Source organism: Corynebacterium sp. UMB9976 (genome assembly GCF_030212265.1).
Classification (GTDB): Bacteria; Actinomycetota; Actinomycetes; order Mycobacteriales; family Mycobacteriaceae; genus Corynebacterium.
The window spans coordinates 15,347-41,314 of the sequence record NZ_JASODY010000009.1 but is presented as its reverse complement, the minus strand read 5'-3'; the positions used below and the strand labels follow the sequence as shown (position 1 = coordinate 41,314).

Genomic DNA, 25,968 nt, shown 5'->3' with positions numbered 1-25,968 from the left:
TCCCTTATGCACTATCGGGTCTAGCGCTAACGGCTAAGCACTTATCTCTTTATTCTGTCACTCGGGCGGGTTCAATTCGAATCACGATCGGCCGTGGGGTCGATATACATGACCGGAATCGCGCCACCCAGCAGCCCCGCTGCGAGCAGGCCGAGCGTGGTGATGCTTTGCGGGATCAAGGTATCCCCGCTGGAGCTGATAGCAGGCCACATCAGCAGCGCGATGAATCCCGCCAGCCAGATCCAGGTGGGGATGGCAGCGATCGCTTTATTCGGGGTCCACAGCAGCGCGGTTTTGGTGATGATCCAGTTGAACACTCCCGCGAAGAGGATCGTCCAAGGCAACGGAATACTCACCTCGCCGATGCTGATGCGGCTGCCCAGGTAGAGCACGGAGACGAAGAGCCCGAAGGCAGCCCCAACGCTCAGCCAGGCGATCCCCGCAATCCGTTCGCGGCGGGTGGTGTCACGGCGCACCTGACTGCGGTTCGGGTCTCCCCAGTGAGGCTCGCTCCGGCGTGTCTCTTCGGGATTGACGGCACGGTGGTTTTGGCTTGTCGCGTTGTCAGCCATTCTCACCCCGTACCTTCCCGTCGTTACCGTGTTCTTGGGCGGTCCCGTTGCTGGGAACCACGAAGTCAAAGTGTAGCAGACTGATCTGTCTGTTTGTGTTTGGGTCAGCGTTCTTCACCCAGCCCAACTGATAACCCTCGACGGGGAGGATCGGCTGGCTGATGAGGTTCGACAACGCGAAGAGGTACTCCCCCGTCGGCGTGACCACGTCCCGAGCTTCGGGGTTGACGTCCGTTCGAGTACCGTCGGCGACCCACAACTGCGTGGCGTGCGCCGCCATCGCCTTCCGCTTGGCCGCGACGTCCTCGGGCGCGCCCTGGACGAAGGCGTCGATAAACTCTTCCGCGACCAGCGCGACCTCCCCGTCCTCCGCCTTACGCCAGCCTTCCGGCACCTCCGCGCCCGCCATCGCCGCGTGGAATGCCCCTGCCGGAGTGACGGCCCACCAGATCTCGTGCGGGGCGGCCTCCTCGCCCGCGTCCACGAGCCGGCGGACTGCTTCGTGGGTCACCCGGTGGGCTCGGATGTGGTCGGGGTGCCCATAGCCGCCGTCGGGGCCGTAGGTGACGAGCACCTCCGGGCGCTCACGGCGGAGCACCCCGAGCAGCTGCTCAACCTGTAGCTCCCAGTTATCCTCCGACTCCCCGGCGAAGGCGCGGGGGTGCCAGATCGTCGGGGTATCCGCCATCCCGGAATCCCGCCAGCGGCTCAGCCCACCCAGGAACTGCGGGCCCTGCTGAACCCCGAGGTACTCGAGGGCGTGCTGCAGTTCCCCGATGCGGAAACCGCCCAGCAGGTCGGAGTGCTCGGAGGTGAGGTTCTGGTACTTCTCCCCGATCACCTCCCCTTCTTCACCGAGCGTGCAGGTCAGCACGGAAGTCTCCGCACCTACCCGGGAGCTCGCGGCCACCAATAGGCCGGTAAACAAGGATTCATCATCCGGGTGGGCGTGGATAAACATCACCCGGCGCGGTGCCGCGTGGGTGGCGGGCTTAGTCATCTGAACGTGGTACCTCCGGTTCTGGGGCTGCCGTCGTCGGTTCCGCCACGTCCTGGCGCGTCCAGCGGGCACCGCCGAAAAAAATTCCACTATAGGGGTCGAAAGGCCACTGCTCGACGGGCTTGTCGGAGCCCACGAACTCTGGGCTCGCAGCGTAGTACTGCTCATCGCGCAAGAGTGGCAACAGCACGGACTGGTTCTGCACCAGCGCGTTCACCTGCTCGATAGCTGCGGCGGAATCTTCACCGTCGCGCACCTCGGCGATGGCTTCGTCTATTGCCGGGTCGCAGAGGCCCGTGATGTTCGCGCCGAAGGTTCGCTGCGGGGACCCCTCCGCCGGCTCCACCGACGGGGTGGCCTCCGTCTCGCCAGGTTCTTGTGACGAGCTCGCCTTGTCGGATTCGGAGGCCTTTTCGCTGGTCGCGGAGCTGACGGTCGACTCCTCGGACTTGCTGTCCTCGCCCGACGTTTTATCCTCGGCAGCCCGTTCCTCAGCCTGACGCAGCGTCTCCGGCTGGACGCAGGAGAACTGGTTGGCCACGTCCGTGGGGGTATCCGGGGTGCGCCCCCACAGCACCGACGCGTCTACCTCCCCCTCGGGGATCATCTCCTCCAGCAGATTTTCCGCATCCACGGTCAGAGCCTGGGCGTTGATCCCGTTGCGGCTGAGCTCATCAGCGATCGTGCGGGCGGCGATGGCCGCCTGCTTGTCGTTATTGGGAGCGGCGATGGTGAAGGGGCGCTCGTCGAACAAAGCCCGGGCCTCGTCCGGCATCTGTTCGGTGGGTCGCTCACCCCATTCCGGAGGGGTGACGTCCCTATTCCCGGAGACGATCTGCGCCACGGTGTCTGGCTTGATCGCCGCCAAGGCTGCGCGGCGCACAGCCATCTGGTTCATCCGCTCCGAATCGAGATTGAGAGCGAAGTTCAGCTGGACCTTCCGGTCCCGCTGGGTACCGCGGACATCCGGCACCTCGCCGAGGGTCAGCGCCGCCAGCCCCGCTGGGTAGGAGGCGTACATCTGCAGCTGCCGGGAGCGCAGCATCTGCGCCCCCGTGTGAACATCCGGGACCGCCCGAAGGATCAGCTTATCCGTGGCGGCAGGGGCTGATCCCCAGTAGCGGTCGTTGCGCTGCAGCTCAATGACACCGCGCCCAGCGTCTACTGCGTGAACCCGATAAGCTCCGCCCGAGGCCACCGATCGCTCGTTCATCATCGTGGCGAACTGCTGCCCCTCAGCCCGATAGATATGGCTCGGCAGCAGATGCCGGAACAACTGCCGCCAACCTTCCTGCGGCTCGCTAAAACTCACGCGAACCCTTGAGCCTCCCCCGGAGACCTTGATCCCAGAGATCTTGCTGTATTGGGCCGCATTCTCCGCGATGCGCTGGGTGCGCAGCTCATCCCAGAGGTACTGGAAATCACTGCCAGAGATCGGGGTGCCGTCGGACCACTGGGCGTGCGGGCGCAGGGTGTAGGCCACCTCGGTCGGCGCCTCAGGGTTATCGGCATCCACCTTGACCAGGAGGTCCTTGTTCATCACCCAGCGGTTGCCGAAGCGGTTGAACGCGGACGGCAGCGTGAGATCAGCGACCGCCATCGTGGATTGGCCCAGGTTTCCGACGATGTGCGGGTTCAGGTTGCCGTCGAATTCATCGACGCCAATGTTGATCTCCCGCAGCTTCGAATCCGGAGTGTCTTCGTTCTTTTCCTCGTTAGGCTCCTTGGCCTTGGGCTTAGCCGGCTCTTCCACGGTGGGGGCATCGCCGGGGCGGGCCTGGCAGCCTGCCAGCACGAGGCTGAGCGCCACCGGGGTGGCCACGAGGGCAGCAAAAAAGCGCTGACGAGGTTGCCTCTGAGTCATTGCCAAGACCAACCTCCGTCAGCGCCACAGCGCTCTATCACGCCCGGGCGGGTGGCTCCCCGCCGCGGACGAAGAGCACACTACTTGTTACGAGCCTTTTCGCGGGACCGGGCGCGGGCACGCTCGGTTGCGTTAAGAACCAGCTTACGCACGCGAATGACGTCCGGCGCGACCTCGACGCACTCGTCGTAGCCACAGAATTCCATGGCCTCCTCGAGGCTCATCTCGTGGGCCTTCGCCAGGGTCACGGTCGTGTCCGCGGACGCGGCGCGCATGTTCGTCAGCTTCTTTTCCTTGGTGACGTTGACGTCCATGTCCTCGTCGCGGTTGTTCGCGCCGACGACGACGCCCTCGTAGACCTCGGCGCCCGGCTCGACGAAGAACTGACCGCGGTCGGCGAGGTTGATCAGCGCATAGGCGGTGACCTGGCCGGTGCGGTCCGCGACCAGGGAACCCGTCGGGCGGCCCTTGATCTCGCCGGCCCAGGGCTGGTAGCCCGCAGAGTAGTGGTTGGCGATACCGGTGCCGTGGGTCTCGGTCATGAAGACAGTGCGGAAACCAATGAGTCCACGAGCAGGCACGACGAAGTGCATGCGGATCCAGCCGGAGCCGGTGTTGTCCATGGACTCCATCCGGCCCTTGCGGGCGGCCATCAGCTGGGTGATGTTGCCCAGGTACTCCTCTGGAGTGTCGATGGTGAGGTTCTCGTAGGGCTCCATGAGCTGACCGTTCTCGGTGCGGGTCACGACCTGTGGCTTACCGACGGTAAGCTCGAAGCCCTCGCGACGCATCGTCTCAACGAGGACGGACAGCGCCATCTCACCACGGCCCTGGACCTCCCAGGCGTCGGGCCGCTCGGTCGGCAGCACGCGGAGGGAGACGTTACCGATCAGTTCCTGGTCGAGGCGGGCCTTCACCATGCGGGCGGTGAGCTTATCGCCACCTCCACGACCAGCCATCGGGGAGGTATTCACGCCGATGGTCATGGAGATCGCAGGCTCATCTACGGCGATGCGCGGCAGCGGATTCGGGTGCTCCGGGTCGGCGAGAGTATCGCCGATCATGATGTCGTCGATGCCAGAGATCGCGGCAATGTCACCAGCGATGACCTCCTCGGCAGGCACACGGGTCACGCCGACGGTGCGCAGAAGCTCGGCGATCTTCGCGGTCTTGACATGCTGCTCGCCCTCCTCGTCGTAGTGGATCCACGCGACCTGCTGGCCCTTGCGCAGCACGCCGGAGTGGATGCGGACCAGGCCGATGCGACCCAGGAAGGAGCTGGAGTCGAGGTTCGTGACGTGGGCCTGCAGCGGGCCTTCGATGTCGGCGGAAGGCTCCGGGAGAGTGTCGTACAGGACGTCGAAGAGGGGCTGCAGGTCCGGGGAGTTCGGGACGTTGCCGTTGCCCGGGTTCTCGGTGGACGCCTTACCCTCGCGGCCGGAGGTGTAGAGCACCGGCAGCTCCAGAAGGGACTCGGCGGCCTCCATGGCCTCCTCGTCCTCCAAGGTGGAGGCCAGCTCGAGGAGCAGGTCCTGCGCCTCTTCGACGACCTCGTCGATGCGGGCATCCGGGCGGTCAGTCTTGTTCACGCAGATGATGACCGGCATCTTGGCGGCCAGCGCCTTGCCGAGCACGAAGCGGGTCTGCGGCAGCGGACCCTCAGAGGCGTCGACGAGCAGCACCACACCGTCCACCATGGACAGGGCGCGCTCGACCTCACCGCCGAAGTCGGCGTGTCCCGGGGTGTCGATCACGTTGATGACGAGGTCGGAGCCGTCCTTACCGAGCCCCTTGCGGCGAATCGCGGTGTTCTTCGCAAGGATCGTGATGCCCTTTTCGCGCTCCAGGTCACCGGAGTCCATGACACGGTCCTCGACTTCCGCGTGCGGCTCGAAGGCGCCGGACTGGCGCAGCATGGCATCGACGAGAGTCGTCTTTCCGTGGTCGACGTGCGCAACGATGGCGACGTTTCGAAACTCGGTATGGGTCACTAGTTCAACGCTTCCTTAAAAATATTGACTATGAGCGATTGGCTATTCCTACGGTGCCAATGTTAGCGCCGCGGTTGACTCCACTATTTTTCCACATGCCTCGAAGTTTTTCTGCATGCGTTATCCCGCCCTGCGCTCGCCACCCCTGTGCACTCCCCCGCTTCCGGGGTCAGGTGGCGGCCAGAAAAGTTTTATCGTTTTCCCCAACTTTTCACGCCGTGCTGATATTGTGAACCAAACCAAACAACAAGCGTGCAAGCGCTGACTGCCCGTCGCCCGTAGAGCGGTGATGAGCAGCACCAGGTTTGCCGGCCCGAAATAATCCACAACCAGCACTGGAAGGCACCACCCGGAATGAACGTCAAGGCCACCTCTTCTCGCAAGCGCACGTGGGGCCGCCGCGCCGCCACGACCTTTGCCGCGATGGCGCTCAGCGCCACGGCTGTCATCAGTCCAGCGCAGGCAGCCCCTGTCGGCTCTCTCGATCACCTCGGCCGTCCGGCACCGCACGTGCTGAACCAGATCGAGCAGTTCGCGAACACCCCTGGCCTGCCGGATAAGGCCAAGTCCGCCCTGGAGTCGGTGGTCGGCTTCTTCCGCGGCGATGGGGACAAGGACCCAGGTGTCTACCTGCCGAAGGGCGGCCCGGCATTCACCCAGTTCGCCTTCCCGACGGTGTCCATGAAGTGCATCGATGGCAAAAACAAGGCCGTCGGTACCGCCATGGCTGTTCCGGGCCCGGCACCGCTGCCGCTGCCTGGTGTGGCGGCGGGCGAGGTGAACTTCGTCTTCACCGCACTGGGCACGGGCCCAGCGGCCAAGAAGCAGGCCATCCCGATGCGTGTCCACTGGGTGAACATCAACAATGGCCGCACTGGCACCACCGTGCTGGGCAACAACGGCATCAACCCGAAGGGACCGGGCACCGTCAACGGCGCCGCAAAGACCGGCCCGGGCACCGTCCTCGCCCTGCTTGAGGGCGGCGTGACCACGGTGGAAGAGAACTCCGGCCCGTCCAACTGTGGTTTCAGCCCGACCGTGGCAATGATCAACGTCCGCTAAAACAGCCGCGATGACCATCGTCGGCTAGCACAGCGCCCGTGGCCCCCAAGGGCCACGGGCGCACATGCTTGCGGACACGGCTAAGCGGCCTTGCCCCCGCGTTCCGTGGGGGCGATCTTTTTGAGCGCTACGCCCACCGCAGCGCCCAAGACCACACCGACCGCGAGGTTATTGGTGGCCAGGGTCGCGGTGAAGACGCACATCATCACCAGCGAGTGCTGCCAAGGCAACCGCAACAGCCCCTTGGGGCTCACGGTGTACCAAGAGATCGTCTTCAGAGAGACGATGACCATGATCGCAGCCAGCGCCGCCATCGGGATGGCAGAGACGACCTGGTGCAGCGAAAGGATGAACAGCAGCAAGAACCCACCCGCAGCGATCGAGGAGAAGCGGGTGCGGGCGTGGGATTCCTCAACATTGACCATCGTCTGGCCGATCATGCCGCAGCCACCCGTTCCGGCCAGCGCGCCAGCGGCAATATTGGCCACGCCTTGGCCCCAGCATTCGCGGGTCTTGTTAGAGGAAGTCATGGTCATACCGTCCACCAGCTGGCCCGTCATCACCGACTCCACCAGCCCGACGGCAGCGAAGCCCAGCGCGTAAGGCAGCACGAGGAAGAAGGTCTCCCAGGTCCACGGGACATCTGGCATGCGCACCTCGGGCAAGCCGCCGGTGAGCCCACCCATGTCCCCCACATCAGGCACCCGCCAGCTGAGGATCACAACCATCAAGGTCAGGATCGCGATGGCAATCAGGGGCGCGGGGATCGCGGCAGTGATCTTCGGGAAGATCAGAAGGGCCGCGATCCCAATCGCGAAGAGCACCCACACCGGCCAGTCGGCGCCGATGATGTGCTCCAGCTGGGCGGTGAGGATCATGATGCCCAGAGCATTGACGAATCCGGCCATCACCTCAGGAGTGATAAAGCGTTGCAGTTTGGCCACACCCAGCAGTCCGAAGATCACCTGAATGATGCCGGCCAGCACGACCGTCACGATGAGGTAATCCGTCCCGTGGCTGGCCACCAAGGGTGCGATGACCAGGGCAGTGGCACCGGCAGCGCCGGTGATCATCGCCGGCCGCCCACCTGTGAACGCGATGACGAAGCACAACACAACCGTGGAAAACAGCCCCACCGCGGGGCTCACTCCGGCGAGGATCGCGAAGCTGATGACCTCCGGGATCAGGGCGAAGGAGGTAGCCAGCCCGGCCAAAACCTCCGTGCGGAATCTTTGTTGACTGCTGAATGCTTCGCGGAAGGAGCCCACCACCGACTGGTACGGAGGCCCCTGGGGAACGGTACGTGGCATGCGCTTAAGCATAACGGGCTGCAGAGCAGGTCCCCACCGCCGGGGTGCAGCCCTAGCCCAGGGGTTTATGCTGTCCGCCCCCCAAGCGCAAACGCTCAGCTCTTGCCACGCGCAACAGAAAAATCCGCCCCGGGCGCTGTATTGCGCTCCGGGGCGGATCAGTGGGCTGCCGCCTGTTGCGGTGTTAGCCCAGAATCTGGCGCCCCATGACCATGCGGCAGATCTGGTTGGTGCCTTCGTAGATCTGGGTGATCTTGGCGTCGCGCATCATGCGCTCCACCGGGAAGTCACGAGTGAAGCCGTAACCACCGAGCAGCTGAACCGCGTCGACGGTGACCTCCATCGCGACGTCGGAGGCGAAGGCCTTGGAACCGGCGGCCATCAGACCCAGGCGCTCCCCACCCTCAGCGACCCCGCGCTCCGCGTTGGACGCTGCGGTGTAGATCATCAGCCGGGCAGCATCGATCTTCATCTTCATATCGGCGAGCATGAACTGGGTGTTCTGGAAGTCCGCGATGGCCTTCCCGAACTGCTTGCGCTCCTTGACATATGCCACGGCCTGGTCGAACGCGCCCTGGGCGATGCCGAGAGCCTGCGCGCCAATGGTCGGCCGGGTGTGGTCCAGGGTTTGCAGGGCGGTCTTGAAGCCCGTGCCTTCCTCGCCGATCATGCGGGAAGCCGGCACGCGGCAGTCCTCGAAGTACAGCTCTGCGGTCGGGGAACCCTTGATGCCGAGCTTGTGCTCCAGGCCACCGACGCGGAATCCCGGGTCGTCCTTGTGAACCATGAACGCGGAGATGCCACGAGCCCCCGCCTCCGGGTCGGTGACAGCCATGACGGTGTACCAGGAGGAACGCCCACCGTTGGTGATGAAGCACTTGGAGCCGTTAATGACCCACTCATCGCCCTCGCGCACCGCGCGGGTCTTCATCGCGCCAGCATCGGAGCCGGCCTCGCGCTCGGTCAGCGCGTAGGAGGCGAGCTCACCGTTGGCGATATCCGGGAGCACTTCCTGCTTCAGCTCATCGGAGCCGTTGAGGATCAGCCCCATGGTGCCGAGCTTGTTCACGGCCGGGATCAGGGAAGACGAGCCACAGACGCGGGCGACCTCCTCGATCACGATGACGGCCGCGAGGGAGTCCGCGCCCTGACCACCGCACTCCTCCGGGACGTGGATCGCATTGAACCCGGATTCGTTCAGCGCCTTGAGGGCCTCCTCCGGGAAACGCTCATTTTCATCGACGTCCTGCGCGTACGGGGCGATGTCGCGCTCCGCGAGGCCGCGGATGGCTTCGCGCAGCTCCTGGTACTCCTCAGGGAGCTTGAATGGTTCGAAGTCCGGGTTGAATCCCATAGGTGACCTCCACAAATTGCGTTCAGGAATTGTGTTCTAGATAACTATCTGACACTGTAGCGCGCCACGGGACACCGGGGCAGCATTGTCACGATTTCACAACTTTTTAGCCCTTCCGGTTCTCGGTTTTTCCGCAGCTCAGTTACCCTAAAATTCATGATTCAGTCCCAGCCATATAGCGACGCCACCCCAGCATCCCAGCCAGGTAATGAGGGCACCGCCCCTGCGAATCCTGCCGTGTTGCCGGGCGCAGCCACCTCCGCTCGCGCAGACAAGCACGCTTCCCGGTGGGCCCGGCGCGCCGCTGCGGGGCTGGGCGCCGCAGCACTAGCACTGACCGCTGCCTGCAGCTGGGGCTCCGACAACCCCGAGGACGCCGAGCCGCAGTCGCTGTCCTCGCAGACGGATCGCGAATCCACCACCACTGCTGACTCCGATTCCACTGGCTTGGCAGCCGCGGAAGATGAGCGCAAGCGCGATGGCCTGTGCATCACCCCTAACCTGAAGATCGACGCAGACAACATGCAGGGCGCTGCTGGCAGCACCCTGCTGGACGTCGTATTCACGAACACTGGCGACGAGGAGTGCTCGCTCGAGGGATACCCCGGGGTCAGCCTCGTGACCGATAACAACGGCACGCAGCTCGGCGCCAGCGCCGATCGCGAGGAATCCGGCGAGTCCAACAAGGTGACCCTCCAGCCGGGAGACCGCGCAACCGCCTCCGTCCGAATCACGAAGGTCGGGGCGCTGGACCCTGAGGAGTGCAGCCCGAAGGCCGCTGACGGGATCCGCGTCTACCCGCCGGAGGAGACCCGCGCCGCCTATATCGAGCTCAAGGGGCTCGAAGGCTGCACCGGGAAGGATAAGTACATGTCCGTGCAGCCAGTGCGCGCAGCCCAGTAGCAGCTGACCAGGGGGTTCCATGGGCGCAGCGAGGTCAGTGCGGTTCGCCACTTTCGCCATCATTCTCGCCGCCACTGCGCTCAGCGCATATCGGGTGGCTGGCCGCACCCTGTACTGGGATGACTTCCTGATCCCCGCCACCTACGGCGCCCCGGAGCAGCTCTCGTTCACGGGACTCTTCCTCCCCCACGACGGGCACCTCATGCCCGGCGCGATCGCTCTCCAACTAGCGGTCGACCGCATCGCCGCCCTGGAATGGTGGCTGCCGGCCACGCTGATCGTGGTCGGCACCTTTGTGTCTGCTGTGCTGTGGGCTGCCAGTGGGGTCGCTCGAGGTCGCCCGTTGGTGCTCGCCCTGCTGTGTTTCTCCCCATTCCTGGGGGCTGCGCTGGGCTGGTGGTCGGCGGCCATCAACGCGCTGGCCTGGCAAATCACCTGCGCTGTGGCGCTGTTGCTGCTGCGCCGGACGAGGCCGTCTTCTCGCGCTCGGCTTGCAGTGCGCGGTGCTGCGGTGGCTGTCACAGTCTTCGTCGGGTTGCTGTTCACGGAAAAGGCACTCTCCGTCCTCCCCCTGCTCACCGCATTGGCGCTGTTCTTCCCGTCCTTCCTCTATCCCCGGTGTCAGGACGTCGCGTCGCGACGCATGCGGGTCCTCACCCTTGCGCCTGGGTGGTTGGTCACCGCCGCGTGGGCGGTGCTCTATGTTGCGGTGACGCGGACTGCGCCGTCCACCGGGGAGGCGTCGGGGTCCGTGGTGGGGGGTGCGGTACCGCGGGCGCTGCGGGACGCAGTTCTCCCCGGGGTTCTCGGTGGGCCGTGGAGCTTTGAGCGTTGGGCGCCTGGTGGCAGCTTCGCCTCCCCCTCGGCTGCAGTGGGCTGGCTCGCTGCGGTCGGGGCCATCGTACTCGTGGCGGTGTGGCTTGTCCGGCATGGCCAGGGGCCCGTTGGCACTCGGCTGCGGGCCTGCGGGCTGGTGCTCTCCTTGGGTTACCTGGCGCTGGTTTTCCTCGCCCTAGCCCTGGCCCGCTCTGGCGCCAACACGGCGGACGTGATCACCGCCTCGCTGCATTATTACGCTGATGCCTTCACCGCGGCCGTCCTGTTGTGCACCGCGGCTGCCGTGCAGGCGGAGGCCCGAGCGCTCCCCGACCATCGGATCGCTGGCCACGCGGCGGCAGCTGATGGGGACCCGCGGACAAGCACCACGCGCCGTCATGGTGCCAAGGGCAAGTCCCAGGCTCCGCGTGCCCGCGCTATCGTGCAGGCCGTCCTCGTCGTGGGATTCATCGCCTCCTCCACCGCCACGACCGTCAACTACCTGGATAGCTGGCATGACGATGAGACCGCCGAGTGGCTGCGCACCGTCAAGTCCAGCCTGCGGGCTGCGCCCGCCCCGCTTCTGCCGCAGCCCGTCCCGGCCATGATCGCGAACCGCTACGACGGCCCGCGGGTCGACATCGGCGAGGTCGCCCGCTCCCTGCCTGATTGGCCCGGCGTATCAGCAGGAACGTCACGCCCCATGTTCCTTAACGACGAGGGGAAGCTGGTGGCCGCGGACGTCCTGAAACTCGCGGTCAACGAGCAGCCAGACGGCAAGAAATGCGGACAGCGGATCCCCCTCAACGAACCGACGCTGGTCAAGCTCAGCGCGCCGCTGAAGTTCGGCGAGTGGACCTGGGTGCTGAACACCACGGCGAGCACCCCCGTCACGCTGCGCATCCTGACCCCCAATGGGCTCGAAAGCTACGAGGATTCCCTGGCCCGCGCGCACCGGGTCGCGGTCCCCGCCGAACTGAACCAGCAACACGTGCGGGTCTCCGGGGGCGGGAACACAATCGAGGTTCTGGCGGCCCCACAACAGCGCTCCACCCCCGCGAACGGTAACTATGTGTGCCTGGGAGCAGGCGCGATCGGTCCGCTCCTCCCCAAGGAGCGCTCGGCCCACTAAACTTGAGCCTTCTTGGCAACCCGGGCGAGCGCGACTGTGCCCCGCCTCAGAACCGAAAGGCTACAACCGGACTATGGCAGGTGGACTCGCCGCCCTCTTGGATGACGTTGCGCTGATCGCGAAGAAGGCCGCGGCCACGGTGGATGACGTCGCTGCAGCCGCCGGACGCACGAGCGCGAAGGCCGCGGGAGTGGTAGTCGACGACGCCGCAGTGACCCCAAAGTTCGTCCAGGGCGTGACCCCTGCCCGCGAGCTGCCGATCATCTTCCGCATCGGGCGGGGCTCGCTGTTCAACAAGCTCGTGATCATCCTGCCGCTGGCGCTGCTGCTGAGCTGGCTCGCCCCGTGGGCGCTGATGCCCCTGTTGATGGTGGGCGGGTTCTATCTCTCCTTCGAGGGGGCGGAGAAGGTCGCCGAGAAGCTCGGAATCGTCGCTCATCACGACGCCGAGAGCGAAGAGGTCGCCGAGGAGGACGCGCTGGTAAAGCAGGCGATCCTCACGGACTTCATCCTCTCGGCGGAGATCATGGTCATCTCGCTGAACGAGGTGGCCACCGAACCCTTCTTCAACCGCACCCTCATCCTCATCATCGTCGCCCTGGCGATCACGCTCGGTGTCTATGGCTTCGTGGGCCTGCTGGTGAAGATCGACGATATCGGGCTGCGGCTCATCGCCACCAATAAGCCCGCGGCTGCTCGCTTCGGCCGGGTCCTGGTCACGGCGATGCCGAAGATACTGAACACCATCGCGGTGATCGGCACCTTCGCGATGCTCTGGGTGGGCGGGCACATCCTGCTCTCCGGCTTCGACGAGCTCGGCTGGCATTGGCCACACGAGGTCGCCGCAGCTGCGAGCGGTGCCGTCGAACCCTGGGGAGGTTTCGCCTCCTGGACCGCGGAAACCCTGTGTAGCCTCGGGTTTGGGCTCGTCGCCGGGTTCATCGTGCTTGGCATCGTCGCTGTGTGCAAGGCGATCGCGACGTCGATAAAGAAGAAGTAGGGAAAACATGCTGGATGCAAGAAACGTTGCCCTCGTCCTGGAAGGCGGCGGCATGCGCAATAGCTACACCGCGGCCTGCATCGACCAGCTACTCGCCCATGAGGTGAAGTTCGGCTGGGTCGGCGGGGTGAGCGCAGGTGCCTCGCACACCGTGAACTTCCTCTCCGGCGACCGGCTGCGCGCCCGCGAGAGCTTCATCACCCTGCCTGCCCACCCCACGGCGGGCGGGATGTCGTCCTTCATGCGGGGCAACGGCTACTTCAATTCGGACTTCATCTACGAGCAGGCAGCGCTGCCGAACGCATCGATCCCCTTCGATTTCGAGACCTTCTTCGCGGACGACACCCCCTTTTCGATCAGCGCGTTGCGGGCCGACACGGGAGAAACGGTCTCCTGGGGTCGCGGTGACCAGCACAACGACGGCGACCTGATGAAACAGGTTCGGGCTAGCTCGACGATCCCCGCCCTGATGCCGACGACCATCATCGACGGGGTGCCCTACGTGGACGGTGCGCTGGGTGACACGGGTGGCCTCGTGCTGCCGAATGCGATCGAGGCCGGCTTCGATAAATTCCTGATTCTGGCAACGAAACCTCGCAACTACACGCGCCCGGCGATGGGGTCTCCACAGCTCGTTCGCCTGTTCAACCGCAAGTACCCGGCGGTGGCGGAGGCCGCATTGACGAGACACGAGCGTTATAACGCGGTGCGGGAGCAAATGACCGAGCTGGAGCGCCAGGGCAAGGCCATGATCTTCTACCCGGAGAACATGATGGTCACCAGCACCGAGCGCAAGGTACGCGCGCTGCGACGAAATTACGCGCTGGGGATGCAGCAGACGATGCGCGAGCTCCCCCGGTGGTTGGAGTTCCTGCGGGACTAGTCCGCTGCGCAGAAATGGCCTGAAGAACCCGGGGCTGACCGCCGAGCCTCAGCTTTCCGAAGCCCAGCATAACCGCAGTTCAGATAGGCTATCATTGCTAGCGAAACGCGCATTAATAGGCGAATATGTGCGTATGCTTAAAAATCTCCAACGCTACTGGCTGGTCTACCTCGCGCTGGTAGTCCTGGCCACGACGGGCGCGCTCCGGCTGATGGAGCAGCCAGTCGCCGCCCAGTGGCTCGCCTCAGTATTCATCGTGGCGGTGATCCTCTGGGTGGGTGCGGACATGATCCGCGACCTGCTGCGCGGGCACACCGGCCTGGATATCCTCGCCGTGGTCTCAATGACGGCCACCTTGCTGGTGGGTGAGTATGTCGCGGGCCTGATCATCGTCCTCATGATCACCGGGGGCGAGGCCTTGGAGGATTACGCGCAGGCCCGCGCGGAACGCAACCTCACGAATCTTCTGAACCGCGCCCCGCAGCACGCGCTCCGCCTGCTCTCGGCGGATTCCGACGAGGTCGAGGAGATCGCGGTGTCGGAGATCGCGGTCGGGGACGTCATCCTGGTCCGCCCAGCCGAGCAGATCCCGGTGGACGGCACGCTGCTTTCCGAACACGCCAGCGTGGACGAGTCCGCGCTGACCGGCGAGCCCCTCAGCGTCGATAAGCACACCGGCGACGAGGTGATGTCTGGCTCCCTGGCTGGCCAGGCGGCCCTTCGTCTGCGGGCGGATCGGGTGGCCGCGGATTCTCAGTACCAACGGATCATCGACCTGGTGGCCACGGCCCGCGAGGAAAAGGCCCCGGTCGTGCGCATCGCCGACCGTTTCGCGCTCCCATTCACGGTCTTCGCCGTTCTCCTCGCTGCGGTGGCGGCGTTCATCGCTCAGGACGCCACCCGCTTCGCCGAGGTGCTCGTGCTGGCCACCCCGTGTCCGCTGATCATCGCAGCCCCCGTGGCCTTCCTGGGTGGGCTGTCGCGCGCCTCTGAGCGGGGCATGGTGGTCAAAGGCGGTGGCGTGCTGGAACAGCTCGCCACGGTGCGCTCCGCCGCTTTCGACAAGACCGGCACCCTCACCTCGGGCCGGCCGCAACTGGAGCACATCGATACCAGCAATGGCTGGCAGGAAGACCAAGTTCTGGCTCTCGCCGCGGCAGCGGAGCGCGGCTCCACCCACGCGCTCGCCGAGGGGATCATGCAGGCCGCCGAGGCCCGTGGGGTCACCGTCCCCACTGCCACGGATTTCGAAGAAATCGCCACGAATGGTGTGGCTGCCGAGGTCGGTCGGCACCAGGTCCGGGTCGGCAAGCTGAGCTTCATCCAGCAGATCGACCCGGGGCGCGTGCGGCGGAGGTGCTATCCGGGGAGACGGTCGCCTATGTCGCGATCGACGGCCAGTTCGCGGGTTCGCTACACATGGCCGACCAGGTACGCCCGGAAGCGGGTGCGTTGATTCGCTGGCTACGCAACCAGGGTGTCGGCAAGCTCGCGATCCTCACCGGGGACGCGGAACCGACGGCAAATGCCGTGGCCGAAAAACTGGGAATCAACGAGGTCCACGCCGGGCTGCTGCCGAAGGACAAGGTGGAGCTGGCGGGCAACCTCGCTCCCCACCCGACGATGATGGTCGGCGACGGCATCAATGACGCCCCGGTGCTCGCCGCGGCAGACGTCGGCATCGCCCTGGGCGTGCGGGGAACGACGGCGGCCGGCGAGGCCGCGGACGCCGTCATTCTGAAGGACAGCCTCGCTCCCCTGGCCGAGGCGATCGAGATCGCTCGGCACACGCTGCGGACCGCCAAGACCTCGATCATCATCGGTATCGCGCTCTCGGTGGGGCTGATGCTGGTGGCGGCATTCGGGTACATCCCGGCGGTCGCGGGCGCCCTGTTGCAGGAGGTCGTGGACCTCGCGGCGATCCTGTATGCGCTGCGGGCGCTACAGGCGCCAGTGGCCAATCTCGAGGGTTCCGCGCAGCGCTAGCCGCACCGCTCACTCTTCACCTGCCCCCATGCTGGGGCACTGCGCACGCTCTGCAGGCTTCTGACCCGGCCGTTACAGTGGGACTCAAAGGGCACCACTGTGGCTGGTCGCCCCGGACCGGCAACCAGCCGCAACTGCTTCTTAAAAAACAGAAACTTAGGTCTGAATTCGAGGAGCGATTGAACCCATGGCTATGACAGTCGGCGAAATGATGGTTAAGGCTCTGGCCGAGCACGGGGTCTCCAAGGTCTGGGGCGTGGTGGGCGATGCCCTCAACCCCATTACGGACGCAATCCGGCGCGAGGATCGCATCGACTGGATTGGTGTGCGCCACGAAGAGGCCGGTGCCTTCGCCGCCTCCGCGCAGGCCCAGCTCACCGGTGAGCTCGGGGTGGTCATGGGCACCGTCGGCCCCGGCGCGATCCACCTGCTCAACGGGCTTTATGATGCTCAGAAATCCCACGCCCCGGTGCTTGCCATCGTGGGCCAGGTCCCGCAGGCCTCCATCGGGACGAACTTCTTCCAGGAGGTCAACAACGACCGCCTCTTCGACGACGTCTCCGTCTTCACCGCAACAGTCACCACCGCCGAGCAGATGCCCTACCTCTTCGAGCAGGCCGTGAACGCCGCGATCGCCCAGAGTGGCGTGGCGGTTCTGAGCATCCCCGCCGACGTGGGCGGCCTGACCCTGCCCAAGGAGGCCACCACCCCACGCTTCGCGCCGAAGCCCGCGGGGTCTACCCCGTCTGCCGACCGGATCGGCGAGGCGGTCAACGCCTTGCAGTCGGCGGAGAAGGTCTCGCTGCTGGTCGGCCGCGGGGCGCAGAACTCCCGCGAGGAGCTGCTGGAGCTGGCCGAAATCCTGGACTCCCCGATGGTGTTGACGCTTAAGGGCAAGGAGTTCCTTGAAGACGAGAACCCATGGCAGCTCGGCCAATCAGGGCTGATTGGTAACCCGGCGGCGATTAAGGCCATGGAGGAATCCGACACGATCTTCATGATCGGCACGGACTTCCCCTACCGGGAGTGGATCCCATCCGGCAAGCAGATGATCCAGCTGGATATCAACGCCAGCCACATCGGTCGCCGCGCCCAGATCGACGTCGCCCTGGTCGGTGACGCCACCGAAAGCCTCCGCCTGCTGATCGGCGCGCTGCGCAGCGCCGGCGTCGAAAAGGATGCGAAGGACTGGGCAGAAGGGCTGCGTAAGCGCTACGAGCGCTGGCTGGACGGGCAGAAGAAGCTCGCTAACCCGCACTTCGATGAAACGCTGCTCGGCAAACTGCGTTCGCTGGGCGATAACCCCAGCAAGCGGATCCGCCCGGAGGGTGTGGCCACCGCGCTGGACGAGGTCTGCGCCGACGATGCGATCTTCACCTCGGATACCGGAATGTCGACGGTGTGGCCCTCCCGGCTGCTGCCGATGCGTGGCACCCGGCGCCTCATCGGTTCTTATAATTTGGGTTCGATGGCCAACGCCTTGCCGATGGCGCTGGGCGCGCAGGCAGAGTACCCGGATCGCCAGGTCGTGGCCATGGCCGGCGATGGTGGGCTCATGATGTTGGCGGGCGATCTGCGCACCGCGGTGACCTACGATTTGCCTATCACCGTCGTGGTTTTCAACAACACGAAACTCGGCATGGTGAAGCTGGAAATGGAACAGGTCGGCCTTCCGGAGTACGGTACTGATTTGGATAATCCAGACTTCGCTGAACTTGGCCGTGCCATGGGCCTGGAGGCGGTGCAGGTCTCCGAGCCAGAGGAACTGGCCGAAGCCCTGCGCACTGCGGTGCACTCCCCCAAGCCCTACCTGGTCGAAGTTCTCACCAACCCCGACGAGGTGTCGGTGCCGGGCGAAATCGAACCCTCCCAGGTTTATGGTTTCGCCCGGGCGAAGGCGCTAGAGCTGCTTCCGGATGTGAACTTCCGGAAGTAGCGGGAAGCACCTTCAAGGGAAAAGTTAAGAATGAGAAGCATCAAAATTGGGTTGGCGCTCGTCGGGCTACTGGTCGGCGCTGGCTTCGCAACCGGCAAGGAAGTTACCCAGTACTTCGTCAGCTTCGGCACGATGGGTGTGTGGGGTGTGCTCGTCGCAGCCATCACCACCGCCGGTGCCGCGATCGTGGCGATGACGGCGGGAAGTTTCTTCCTCGCCGAGGAGCACTCCTCCGTATTCAACCGCATCTCGCACCCGATCATCTCCAAGGTGATGGATGCGGGAGCGACCGTCACCCAATTCGCGATTGGCTTCATCATGATCGCCGGCGCCGGGGCCGTCGTCGAGCAGCAATGGGGCATTCAGCCCTGGATCGGCGCCCTGAGCCTGACGATCATCATCGCCCTGGTGGGTTTGTTGGACGTGGACCGCGTCTCGACGATCATCGGCGGAGCGACGCCCCTGATCGTCGTGGTAATCCTCATCGTCTTCGTGTGGGTGCTGCTGAATAAACCGGACGGCTCTTTCACGGAGCTGGCTGCCATCGGAGCACAAAACGAGTCCCCAGTGCGGCCATGGTGGCTCTCCGCGCTGAACTACACGGGCATGACGCTGGCCACCGGTATCAGCATGATCCTGGTCATCGGTGGCGATAGCGCCAACATGCAGAACGCGATCCGCGGTGGCCTGCTGGGTGGGCTGATCTACAGCACCATGGTGGTCATCGAGGTCATCATGCTGCTGCTGGCCGCCCCACTGGTCCTCGGCTCCGACGTCCCGATCCTGGCACTGACGACGCACATCGCACCGTGGTTCAGCCACTTCGCCAGCGTGGTCGTGGTGTTCATGGTTTTCAACACAGCCCTGGGCATGTTCTATGCCCTGGGACGCCGCCTGACCGCCAAGAAGCCGGAGGCCTACCGCCCGGTGTATCTGCTGGGTGTGCTGGTCGGCTTCGGCGTGAGCTTCGTGGGCTTCGGCGACCTGGTCAACATCGTCTTCCCGATCCTGGGCTGGATCGGCATGGTCATCGTGGGCGCGTTGATCCTATGGCGCTTCAAGACGGCCAGCCGCATCGAGGCAGAGGGCAAGGCCCGCTCCCGCATCTGGAAGTATGCCACGGCTCCGGCCAAGGCGTCCACCCGTGACCTGCGCCGCATCGCAACACTGATCCGCGGTACCGCGCCGGAGAATGAGCGCTTCCGTGAGAAGCTGCAGGATGAGTTGGAGCAGCAGCACGAGGGTGAGGGCGAATACGAGGACTCCCCGGAGGCTGCTCAGCACCAGGAGATGCTGGACAAGCTCGAGGAGTACGACGAGCGCTACGCGGCACAGCACGCCACGGGCGCGTCGGATCAGTCCCCTGACGCTGCAGCGGACGCACCGAAACAGAGCTAGGACCAGCGCGGCCAGCCCCGTGCTCTGGAGCCCAATCGGCTCCCAGGGGGGGATGGAAGGGAAGGTTCACGATAACAGCACAACAAAAAGCGCCCAGCCTGTCGGCGGGGCGCTTTGTCTGACCTTGGGGGCTGAAGGTTTTTAGTCGACGTCGTCCGCCTGGGTCTGGTGGACGGTGCCGTGAGCGTGGTGCGGCGGGGCGTAGATGCTGTAGAGCTTCATCGGCTCATCACCAATGTTGATGATGTTGTGCCAGGTCCCCTTCGGAACGATGACTGCCCAGTCGGCGGAGACCTCCTCGGTGAAGGTCACCTCATCCTTGGATGGGCCCATCTCGACGCGGCCACGGCCGGACTCGAGGCGCAGGAACTGGTCCTCCTTGGTGTGAACCTCGAGGCCGACGTCCCCGCCCACCGGGATGCTCATCACGGTGACCTGGAACTGCTCACCGGTCCACAGGGCGGTGCGGAAGGTCTCGTTATCGAGGGTTTCCTTCTCGATATCGACGACGAACGGCTTCGGGCCCTGATCGCGTGTCTCTGCCATGACTACTCCTTGTCCTCGAGTTTCTTTGGCTTAGTCGGTCTCGGCTGTGCCAACCGTAATCCGTGGTCAAACGGCTACGCCTCAATTGTAGGCGCAATCATGCAGGCCCGCCCGGGTGAGATGGCAGCACGCCAGGCAGGCGGCTAGGCAGGCTTTAGGCCCCGCGGCGGCGCAGCAGCAGCCAGGCGCCAGCCGCAGCGAGGACGACGACGCCCGCGCCGATGCCGACGTTGCGGGCCGTGTTCCCGGAGTCCTCCGAGGAGGCCGCGGCTGCAGGTTCGCTGGAGTCTTCCTTCTTGTCCTCGCCCTTCGCATCACCGCCGCCGATGATCCCGCGGATCCAGTCGGCCTGCTCCGCCACCGGTGCGACAGAGACAGCAGCGTTCGAGGTCATCTCCTCCTCCGTCGGGTTCTCCGGGTCCTCGAACAGACCGGCGGACATGATGCCGGCAACCTTGCCATCGGCGAAGATCGCGCCACCGGAGTCGCCCGGCTGGATGCGCGCGCCGTCCTTCAGGGCAACGTCGAGGGCCTTCGGGGCCTCGTAGAGCGCGAGCGGCGAGTCGCCGCGGACCTTAGCCTTGGCGGACGGCAGCTTCGTGGAGCCACCGGAGCCGTCGGAGGACCAGCCGTAGATGTTGACGTCCCCGGTGGGCACCTCATCCGCGACCTCAGCGAAGGTCTCCAGGTTGATCTCCTGCTCAGTGTGGAGCAGGGCGATGTCCCCGCGTGGAGCAACCTCGTGACGGTCAACCTTGTACACCCGCTGCTCATCGCCCTGGCCGATGCGTACCGAACCGCCCGGCTTGGCGGCCGCATCGATGCAGTGACGGGCCGTGATCACCCAGTGGGGGTCGATGGCGGTGCCGGTGCACACGCCCTCGTCAGGGTCAGAATCATCGACGCGGACGGAGACGACCGGCTTTGCCTCCTCGGTATCCCCGGCGAAGGTCTTGCTCTCCATGGCACCGGCTGGTGCGATGGCGAGTGCTCCTGCTGCGACCACCCCGGTGGCCACACTAGCTGCGAACTTCTTCATTTTTATCCTTTCCAAACACCGCGGTGATGCGGCGAAGCAGAGTTTCCAACGGCCCACGGTCACACACCGCGAGCCACGCATAAGAGATGAGAATGGCGCCGCCCAGGCTGGCCCAGAAGCCGAACCACTCCGGTGCCAGTCGGTCCGCCGTGAGCACGTGGATGCAGTAGATCGTGAGCGGCATGCGACCCAGCGGTGCGAGCCGCCCGATCCCCCGCTGCAGCAGGCAGCACAGCGAACAGATGCCCACCGACGCCCCGATGCTGCCGATGATGTCGCCCAAGCCACCGGTGTGGCCACCGACGTCGAAAAACCCGGGCAGCATGGTGTACCAGCGAAGCGCGAGGTCCACGGCGAACAGTCCCAGCCCAACCACGAGGCCAAGAACAAGGCGCTGGCGCGTGAGCATGTGCCGCCGGAAGAGCATCCCGGCGATCATCAGCGCTCCCCACATCAACGGCGAGTAGGGCCAGAAGGCGGGAATCAACACCGTCGCAGTGGAGGCCAGGACCGCCGATGCAAAGGCCAGCACGCAGGCCAGCCACAGGAGCACGGGCGAGCTCCAACGCGGCGCCCAGGCAAGCAACGCCATGCAGAGTCCGATGGTCCCGAGCACCACGAACACCTCCCCGGTGAACGGGGCGAGCGCGAAGTGCAACGCGATCAGGCACAGCCCGCGCACGATGAGCTGAACAGGACGTGCCCGCATGTAACCCATCGACACCCCGGAGATGAAAGCAAACAGTGCGGCCGGGAAGCCGTAGAACACCTGGACAGCCACGCCATCCAGGTAGGTCAGGTGGGCGACCATCATGCCGACGAGCGCAACTGCCCGCGCGACGTCGATACCAACGTTTCGGTTCTGCATAGCGTGAACGGTACGCAGGCCGATGTTGCGGGGACGTTAACGCGGGCACAACACCCGTGCCGTTACGATCGGTGCCATGACAATCCGCGTTCTCGTCGTCGACGACGAAAGCTACCTCGCCGACGCCATTTGCACCGCGCTGAACAGCGCAAACATGCAGGCCACTGCGGTCTACGACGGTGCCACCGCGCGCTCGTCAATCGACGATATCCGGCCCGACGTCGTCGTCCTGGACCGCGACCTGCCTGGCATCCACGGCGACGACATCTGCCGCTGGGTCGTCGATGCCCACCCTGCGACGAGGGTGATCATGCTGACCGCCTCGGGCACCCTGGACGACCGGCTGGAGGGCTTCGACCTCGGCGCGGATGATTACCTACCCAAGCCCTTCGAGGTCCCGGAGCTCATCGCGCGGGTTAATGCGTTGGCTAAGCGAAACCTGCCGGTGCGCGGCGAGGTCTACCGGTGCGGCAACGTGCGGCTGGACACCTTCCGCCGCGAGGTCACCCGGGGTGGGGTGCCGGTGGCCTTGAGCCCGAAGGAGTTCGCGGTGTTGGAGGTCCTCATGGAGGCAGCCGGTGGAGTGATTTCCGCCGAGGATCTGCTCGCGGAGGCGTGGGACGAGAATGCCGACCCATTCACGAATTCCCCGCGCGTGACGGTCTCCCACCTGCGCAAAAAGCTGGGCGAGCCGCGCATCGTGCACACCGTGGCAGGTGCCGGTTACTACGTGGCGGAGGCGCCGCGATGAAGTTGAGCTTGCGGGCACGGATCACCGTGATGTTCCTCGGCACCGTCCTGGGCGTGGGGTTGGCGCTGATCGGGTTGGTGTATGCATATTTGAAACTCACGCCGGTGCCCTTCATGGCCCAGATCCCGACCCCGGATGAGGGGCTGGTCATCGACGGGGCGGTGCCGATCGCCGATGAGGTTCTGCGCCGTGTGCTGGTGGCCTCCCTGACTGTGTTGGCGCTGCTCACCGCGGTCGCTGGGGTGATCGGTTGGTTCGTGGCTGGGCTCGTGATTAAGCCGCTTCGGGATTTTGCGGACGACGCCGCGACCGTCACCCGGGGTGACTTGAGTGCCCGCATCAGCCACCAGGGCCCTGATGACGAGGTGGGTGAGTTGGCGGATGCGCTGAATGCCATGCTCGACGAGCTGGCGGATGCCCTCGAGCGGCAACGCCGCTTCGCATCGAACGCCTCCCACGAGCTGAAGACACCAATCGCGACAATCCAGACGATGGCTGATGTGGCTCTGGCCAGTGGCGATGAGCAGGTTCTGCGGGACACCTTGGGCCGGGTGCGCGAGGTCAATGCGCGCGCCGCCGATACCGTGGCTGCCCTGCTGCAGCTGGCGAACGTGGACGTCCGCGATCGCCAGGAGCTGGATCTGGCCGCGCTGTGCCGTGACATCGGTCGTGGGCAGGGCGTGGCGGTGACAGCGGAAGCGGTCACGGTGGCTGCCTCCCCCACCCTGGTGCGTCAGGCGGTGGAGAACATGGTGCGCAACGGGATCACTCACGGTGAGGATCCGTCCATGACGGTGGCACAGGTGGGCCGGAACGCCGAGATCACCGTGGAGTCCGACGGCCCGCAGCTGGACGCGGCGGAGGTCCGCACGTGGGTGGAGCCCTTCGCCCGGGCGCAGCGGACCTCGGGGGCCGGTCAAGGCCTGGGGCTGGCGATCGTCGATGCAATTGCGAAAGCCCACGGCGGTTCGGTGGAACTGACGCCGCGGGCTCAAGGCGGGCTGATCGTAACGCTGCGACTACCTGCGTAGAGGGTGAGCGCAGCTCCGGAGTGCTTCTTAGGCTTCGAGCACGTAGCGCAGGATCTCCACGACCTGGTCGGTGGTGGTGCACCACGCCTGCGCGGCGGCGTCGACCTCCTTGAGCGGGTGGACGATGTCCTCGCCATGCAGCGTGACATAGGGCTTGTCGAGTGCCGCGCAGTAACCCGCGTCGAAGGCGGCATTCCACTGCTTGTACTGGTCCCCGAAGCGGACGACGACCATGTCGGCCTTCTCAATCAGGGTGCGGGTGCGGATGGAGTTCACCTTCGAGGACTGGTGATCGCGCCAAAAGCCCGCGGGTGCCTCGCCGAGGTGGTCGCCCGCTGCGTCGCTGGCGGGGTGGTCGGTCACCGGCGCGGTGAATACGACGTCGAGCCCGGCGGCCTCCGCGCCGCGCTGGATCTCTTCGCGCCAGTCGGTGTGGATCTCGCCGGACAGGTACACGTTGAAGCTCAAGGCCTTTTCTCCTTACGGTTTTTGACGTTGACCTTGAAGTTTACGACGTGTCGTCGCAAAGTCACCTTCTCATTCGTGAAGCCGATGTAAGTGTAATCGCTTGGCGCGTAGCATTGGCGACATGCGCATTTACACCGTGGGCCACTCCAACCTCGAATTCGAGGACTTCGCTGAAATGATCAAGGCTGCCGGTGTGGCATCCATCGTGGATGTGCGCAAGCTGCCCGGGTCCAGGAAGTACCCGTGGTTCAACGAGGACCACCTTGCCGAACACCTTCCCACATGTGGCATCACTTACAGCAGAAGCGAGGGCCTCACCGGGCGGCACAACGTGTCCCACTCGGTGCCGTTTGAGGTTAACGGCAACTGGCGTAACCGCAGCTTGCACAATTACGCCGACCATGCGCTGGGCGAGGAGTTCTCGGACGCGCTCTCGCAGCTACGGGTGAACGCCGCCGAAACCCCCACCGCGATCATGTGCTCCGAGGCGGTGTGGTGGCGCTGCCACCGGCGTATCATCGCCGACCACCTCATCGCCCACGGTGACGAGGTTGGCCACATTATGGGCCTGGGTGCAGCCGGGGCGAAGGTGAGCGAGGCAACGCTCAACGACGGCGCAGTCATCGGCAACGATCTCCTCGTGCGCTACCCCGAGCGGGGCTAGCGCGTACACCAGAGACCCGAGAGTGCGGGGATTCGGAAAGTATTCCTTATTGGTGCGAATTGTGCCGGACCAGAGCTTCTACCACCAGTCCTGTCTCTCCGAAGGCGTAGGCTCGTGCAAGCTGATCATGAAACTCGCGGCTCACCGTCGGGTCCGCGCCGTCGTGTGGCACTGCCATCAGCAATTCGGTCCCTTGGCCGATTAAATAACTGTTCGCGGCGAAAAACGCGGTGCCCTTGTTGCCGTCTTCGAAGGGTTGAGCTCGTGCAACTTCGACGAAGAGATGGGCGGCGGACTGGAGGGCGTCGTCAAGCAAGAGCTGCTCTTGGATGAGCGCGTCGAGCCCTTCAACCGTCATCGTCGCAGGCTCATGCCGGCCGTGGGCGGTGTGCACGCCGATTCCCTGTTCCGCGCGGCGTAACTTGCCGGGGTTGAGTGCGGCGCTGCGCGTGAGCTGCGCGTTAATTCGTCCGAGATAGTCTGCGGTAACTGGCTCACCGGCGGTGACGATGACGAACTCCGCCGCCGCTTCCAAGTCCTGCAGCAATGCCAAATCCCCGCGGCCACGCACCCCGTCCGTATCACCCGAGCGCAGGTAGCGGTCGGTGGCAGGACGACTGGTGGACAGGCCATCGAAGACCACGCCTGCGGTATAGATGACGTCGAGCAGATCGGTCACGTGCATGTCTTTTACGCTACAGCTCGCGGACGTAGCGCAGCATCCGCGACTGTAATAACCTAGTCCTTCGTCTCAGATTGAGCAGTAGGGTGGGCAGCATGAAAGACCTGGTCATTGCGCCTGGCCCGGGGATCCCCGACGGCGTGGTCATCGCCGCCGCCGACCTGACGGAGCGGTTCGCGAAGGCATCGGGGCCGGGTGGTCAGGGCATCAACACCACGGACAGCAAAGTGCAGCTCTCCCTCGATGTCCCCGCGTGCGCATCGCTTTCCGACGCCCAGCGTCACCGCATCCTGCGCAGCCTCGAGCACCGCCTGGACGGCACCGTCCTCACCGTGACCGCGTCGACCCAGCGGTCGCAGGTCCGCAACCGCGCCGAGGCTCGCAAGCGCATGGCCGCGCTGTTGCGCGAGGCGCTCGCCCCGCCCCCCTCCCCCACGCCGCAAAACCAAGCCGACGCGGGGCGCGGTGCGGCGACGTCTTGAAGCGAAGAAGTGGCGCTCGGAGCTGAAGTCGACACGGAGACGGCCGGAGATTCCCTAGCTCGGGCCTCACTCCTTGCCCTCTCCGCCCCCTGAACCGTAGCGTTAAGTGCTACACGTTGAACTTGAACACCACGAAGTGTCGTTGCAAAGTTACTTATTCCGGTGTTGCCGATCGACAAAACCCAGCGATAGCGGCTGAGCTCGAAACACTACTCGATGTTTAAATACAC

At 65.0% G+C, this 25,968-nt stretch carries 23 protein-coding genes and 1 pseudogene; 13 read left to right on the top strand and 11 right to left on the bottom strand.

Annotated elements, in window-relative coordinates:
* Positions 1–71: 71 nt before the first annotated feature.
* The 4 genes from QP140_RS05840 to typA all read right to left on the bottom strand — a co-directional run bounded on the left by QP140_RS05840 (position 72) and on the right by typA (position 5,427).
* Positions 72–572 carry a hypothetical protein gene (locus tag QP140_RS05840; RefSeq protein WP_284758644.1) on the bottom strand — a complete coding sequence of 167 codons (501 nt, stop codon included), beginning with the start codon at positions 570–572 and terminating at the stop codon, positions 72–74.
* Entirely contained in the window at positions 565–1,572 is a 1,008-nt protein-coding gene (gene mshB / locus QP140_RS05835; RefSeq protein ID WP_284758643.1) for an N-acetyl-1-D-myo-inositol-2-amino-2-deoxy-alpha-D-glucopyranoside deacetylase, read from the bottom strand. The genes QP140_RS05840 and mshB overlap by 8 nt, the downstream gene beginning before the upstream one ends.
* Positions 1,565–3,436: an ABC transporter family substrate-binding protein gene (locus tag QP140_RS05830; RefSeq protein ID WP_284758642.1), complete on the bottom strand. Its 1,872-nt coding sequence runs from the start codon at positions 3,434–3,436 to the stop codon at positions 1,565–1,567. The genes mshB and QP140_RS05830 overlap by 8 nt, the downstream gene beginning before the upstream one ends.
* A gap of 80 nt (positions 3,437–3,516) precedes the next feature.
* Entirely contained in the window at positions 3,517–5,427 is a 1,911-nt protein-coding gene (typA, locus tag QP140_RS05825; RefSeq protein WP_284758641.1) for a translational GTPase TypA, read from the bottom strand.
* 354 nt (positions 5,428–5,781) lie between these two features.
* Here typA and QP140_RS05820 point away from each other — a divergent pair, with 354 nt between their 5' ends.
* Entirely contained in the window at positions 5,782–6,489 is a 708-nt protein-coding gene (locus QP140_RS05820; RefSeq protein WP_070760966.1) for an Rv1157c family protein, read from the top strand.
* 80 nt (positions 6,490–6,569) lie between these two features.
* Here QP140_RS05820 and QP140_RS05815 read toward each other — a convergent pair whose 3' ends face one another.
* The gene (locus QP140_RS05815; protein ID WP_284758640.1) at positions 6,570–7,799 is read right to left on the bottom strand and encodes a SulP family inorganic anion transporter; all 1,230 of its coding nucleotides are present in this window, start codon (positions 7,797–7,799) and stop codon (positions 6,570–6,572) included.
* 184 nt (positions 7,800–7,983) lie between these two features.
* Positions 7,984–9,153 carry an acyl-CoA dehydrogenase family protein gene (locus QP140_RS05810; protein WP_070757462.1) on the bottom strand — a complete coding sequence of 390 codons (1,170 nt, stop codon included), beginning with the start codon at positions 9,151–9,153 and terminating at the stop codon, positions 7,984–7,986.
* Between the two features lie 156 nt (positions 9,154–9,309).
* Here QP140_RS05810 and QP140_RS05805 point away from each other — a divergent pair, with 156 nt between their 5' ends.
* From QP140_RS05805 to QP140_RS05775, 8 genes are all read left to right on the top strand, one after another.
* Positions 9,310–10,056 (top strand): DUF4232 domain-containing protein, encoded by a 747-nt coding sequence (locus QP140_RS05805; RefSeq protein WP_284758639.1) that lies wholly within the window; start codon positions 9,310–9,312, stop codon positions 10,054–10,056.
* 37 nt (positions 10,057–10,093) lie between these two features.
* Positions 10,094–12,004, top strand: coding sequence for a hypothetical protein (locus tag QP140_RS05800; RefSeq protein WP_284758638.1), 1,911 nt, complete (start codon positions 10,094–10,096; stop codon positions 12,002–12,004).
* Positions 12,005–12,077: 73 nt separating this feature from the next.
* Positions 12,078–13,004 (top strand): DUF808 domain-containing protein, encoded by a 927-nt coding sequence (locus QP140_RS05795; protein WP_284758637.1) that lies wholly within the window; start codon positions 12,078–12,080, stop codon positions 13,002–13,004.
* A 7-nt stretch (positions 13,005–13,011) separates the two neighbouring features.
* A complete protein-coding gene (locus QP140_RS05790) occupies positions 13,012–13,887 on the top strand; it encodes a patatin-like phospholipase family protein (RefSeq protein WP_012359902.1) in 876 nt (291 codons plus the stop codon).
* A 133-nt stretch (positions 13,888–14,020) separates the two neighbouring features.
* On the top strand, positions 14,021–15,343 hold the full coding sequence (locus QP140_RS05785) for an HAD-IC family P-type ATPase (protein ID WP_336620627.1): 1,323 nt from the start codon (positions 14,021–14,023) through the stop codon (positions 15,341–15,343).
* Entirely contained in the window at positions 15,244–15,873 is a 630-nt protein-coding gene (locus QP140_RS10380) for an HAD-IC family P-type ATPase (RefSeq protein ID WP_336620626.1), read from the top strand. Before QP140_RS05785 ends, QP140_RS10380 begins: the two co-directional genes overlap by 100 nt.
* Before the next feature lie 187 nt (positions 15,874–16,060).
* Positions 16,061–17,809 (top strand): thiamine pyrophosphate-dependent enzyme, encoded by a 1,749-nt coding sequence (locus QP140_RS05780; RefSeq protein WP_070760980.1) that lies wholly within the window; start codon positions 16,061–16,063, stop codon positions 17,807–17,809.
* Between the two features lie 30 nt (positions 17,810–17,839).
* The gene (locus QP140_RS05775; RefSeq protein WP_070760982.1) at positions 17,840–19,207 is read left to right on the top strand and encodes a YkvI family membrane protein; all 1,368 of its coding nucleotides are present in this window, start codon (positions 17,840–17,842) and stop codon (positions 19,205–19,207) included.
* Between the two features lie 141 nt (positions 19,208–19,348).
* Here QP140_RS05775 and QP140_RS05770 read toward each other — a convergent pair whose 3' ends face one another.
* The 3 genes from QP140_RS05770 to QP140_RS05760 all read right to left on the bottom strand — a co-directional run bounded on the left by QP140_RS05770 (position 19,349) and on the right by QP140_RS05760 (position 21,660).
* On the bottom strand, positions 19,349–19,753 hold the full coding sequence (locus QP140_RS05770; protein WP_070760984.1) for a cupin domain-containing protein: 405 nt from the start codon (positions 19,751–19,753) through the stop codon (positions 19,349–19,351).
* Positions 19,754–19,907: 154 nt separating this feature from the next.
* Positions 19,908–20,792 (bottom strand): trypsin-like serine protease, encoded by an 885-nt coding sequence (locus QP140_RS05765; RefSeq protein WP_284758636.1) that lies wholly within the window; start codon positions 20,790–20,792, stop codon positions 19,908–19,910.
* Positions 20,773–21,660 carry a DUF418 domain-containing protein gene (locus QP140_RS05760; RefSeq protein WP_284758635.1) on the bottom strand — a complete coding sequence of 296 codons (888 nt, stop codon included), beginning with the start codon at positions 21,658–21,660 and terminating at the stop codon, positions 20,773–20,775. The genes QP140_RS05765 and QP140_RS05760 overlap by 20 nt, the downstream gene beginning before the upstream one ends.
* A 76-nt stretch (positions 21,661–21,736) precedes the next feature.
* Between QP140_RS05760 and QP140_RS05755 the strand changes: the two genes are divergently transcribed.
* Both QP140_RS05755 and QP140_RS05750 read left to right on the top strand, forming a co-directional pair.
* Entirely contained in the window at positions 21,737–22,411 is a 675-nt protein-coding gene (locus QP140_RS05755; protein ID WP_284758634.1) for a response regulator transcription factor, read from the top strand.
* Positions 22,408–23,442 (top strand): sensor histidine kinase, encoded by a 1,035-nt coding sequence (locus tag QP140_RS05750; protein WP_284758633.1) that lies wholly within the window; start codon positions 22,408–22,410, stop codon positions 23,440–23,442. Before QP140_RS05755 ends, QP140_RS05750 begins: the two co-directional genes overlap by 4 nt.
* A gap of 27 nt (positions 23,443–23,469) precedes the next feature.
* Here the strand turns inward: QP140_RS05750 and QP140_RS05745 are convergent, their stop codons facing one another.
* Entirely contained in the window at positions 23,470–23,910 is a 441-nt protein-coding gene (locus tag QP140_RS05745; protein WP_070757479.1) for a YtoQ family protein, read from the bottom strand.
* Positions 23,911–24,031: 121 nt separating this feature from the next.
* On the opposite strand from QP140_RS05745, the gene QP140_RS05740 reads away from it, so the two are divergent.
* Complete coding sequence (locus QP140_RS05740) at positions 24,032–24,574, top strand: DUF488 domain-containing protein (RefSeq protein WP_284758632.1); 543 nt, start codon at positions 24,032–24,034, stop codon at positions 24,572–24,574.
* 46 nt (positions 24,575–24,620) lie between these two features.
* Here the strand turns inward: QP140_RS05740 and QP140_RS05735 are convergent, their stop codons facing one another.
* Positions 24,621–25,253 carry a Fic family protein gene (locus tag QP140_RS05735; RefSeq protein WP_284758631.1) on the bottom strand — a complete coding sequence of 211 codons (633 nt, stop codon included), beginning with the start codon at positions 25,251–25,253 and terminating at the stop codon, positions 24,621–24,623.
* 98 nt (positions 25,254–25,351) lie between these two features.
* Between QP140_RS05735 and arfB the strand changes: the two are divergent.
* Positions 25,352–25,796: pseudogene (gene arfB, locus QP140_RS05730) on the top strand (alternative ribosome rescue aminoacyl-tRNA hydrolase ArfB).
* Positions 25,797–25,968: the final 172 nt, after the last annotated feature.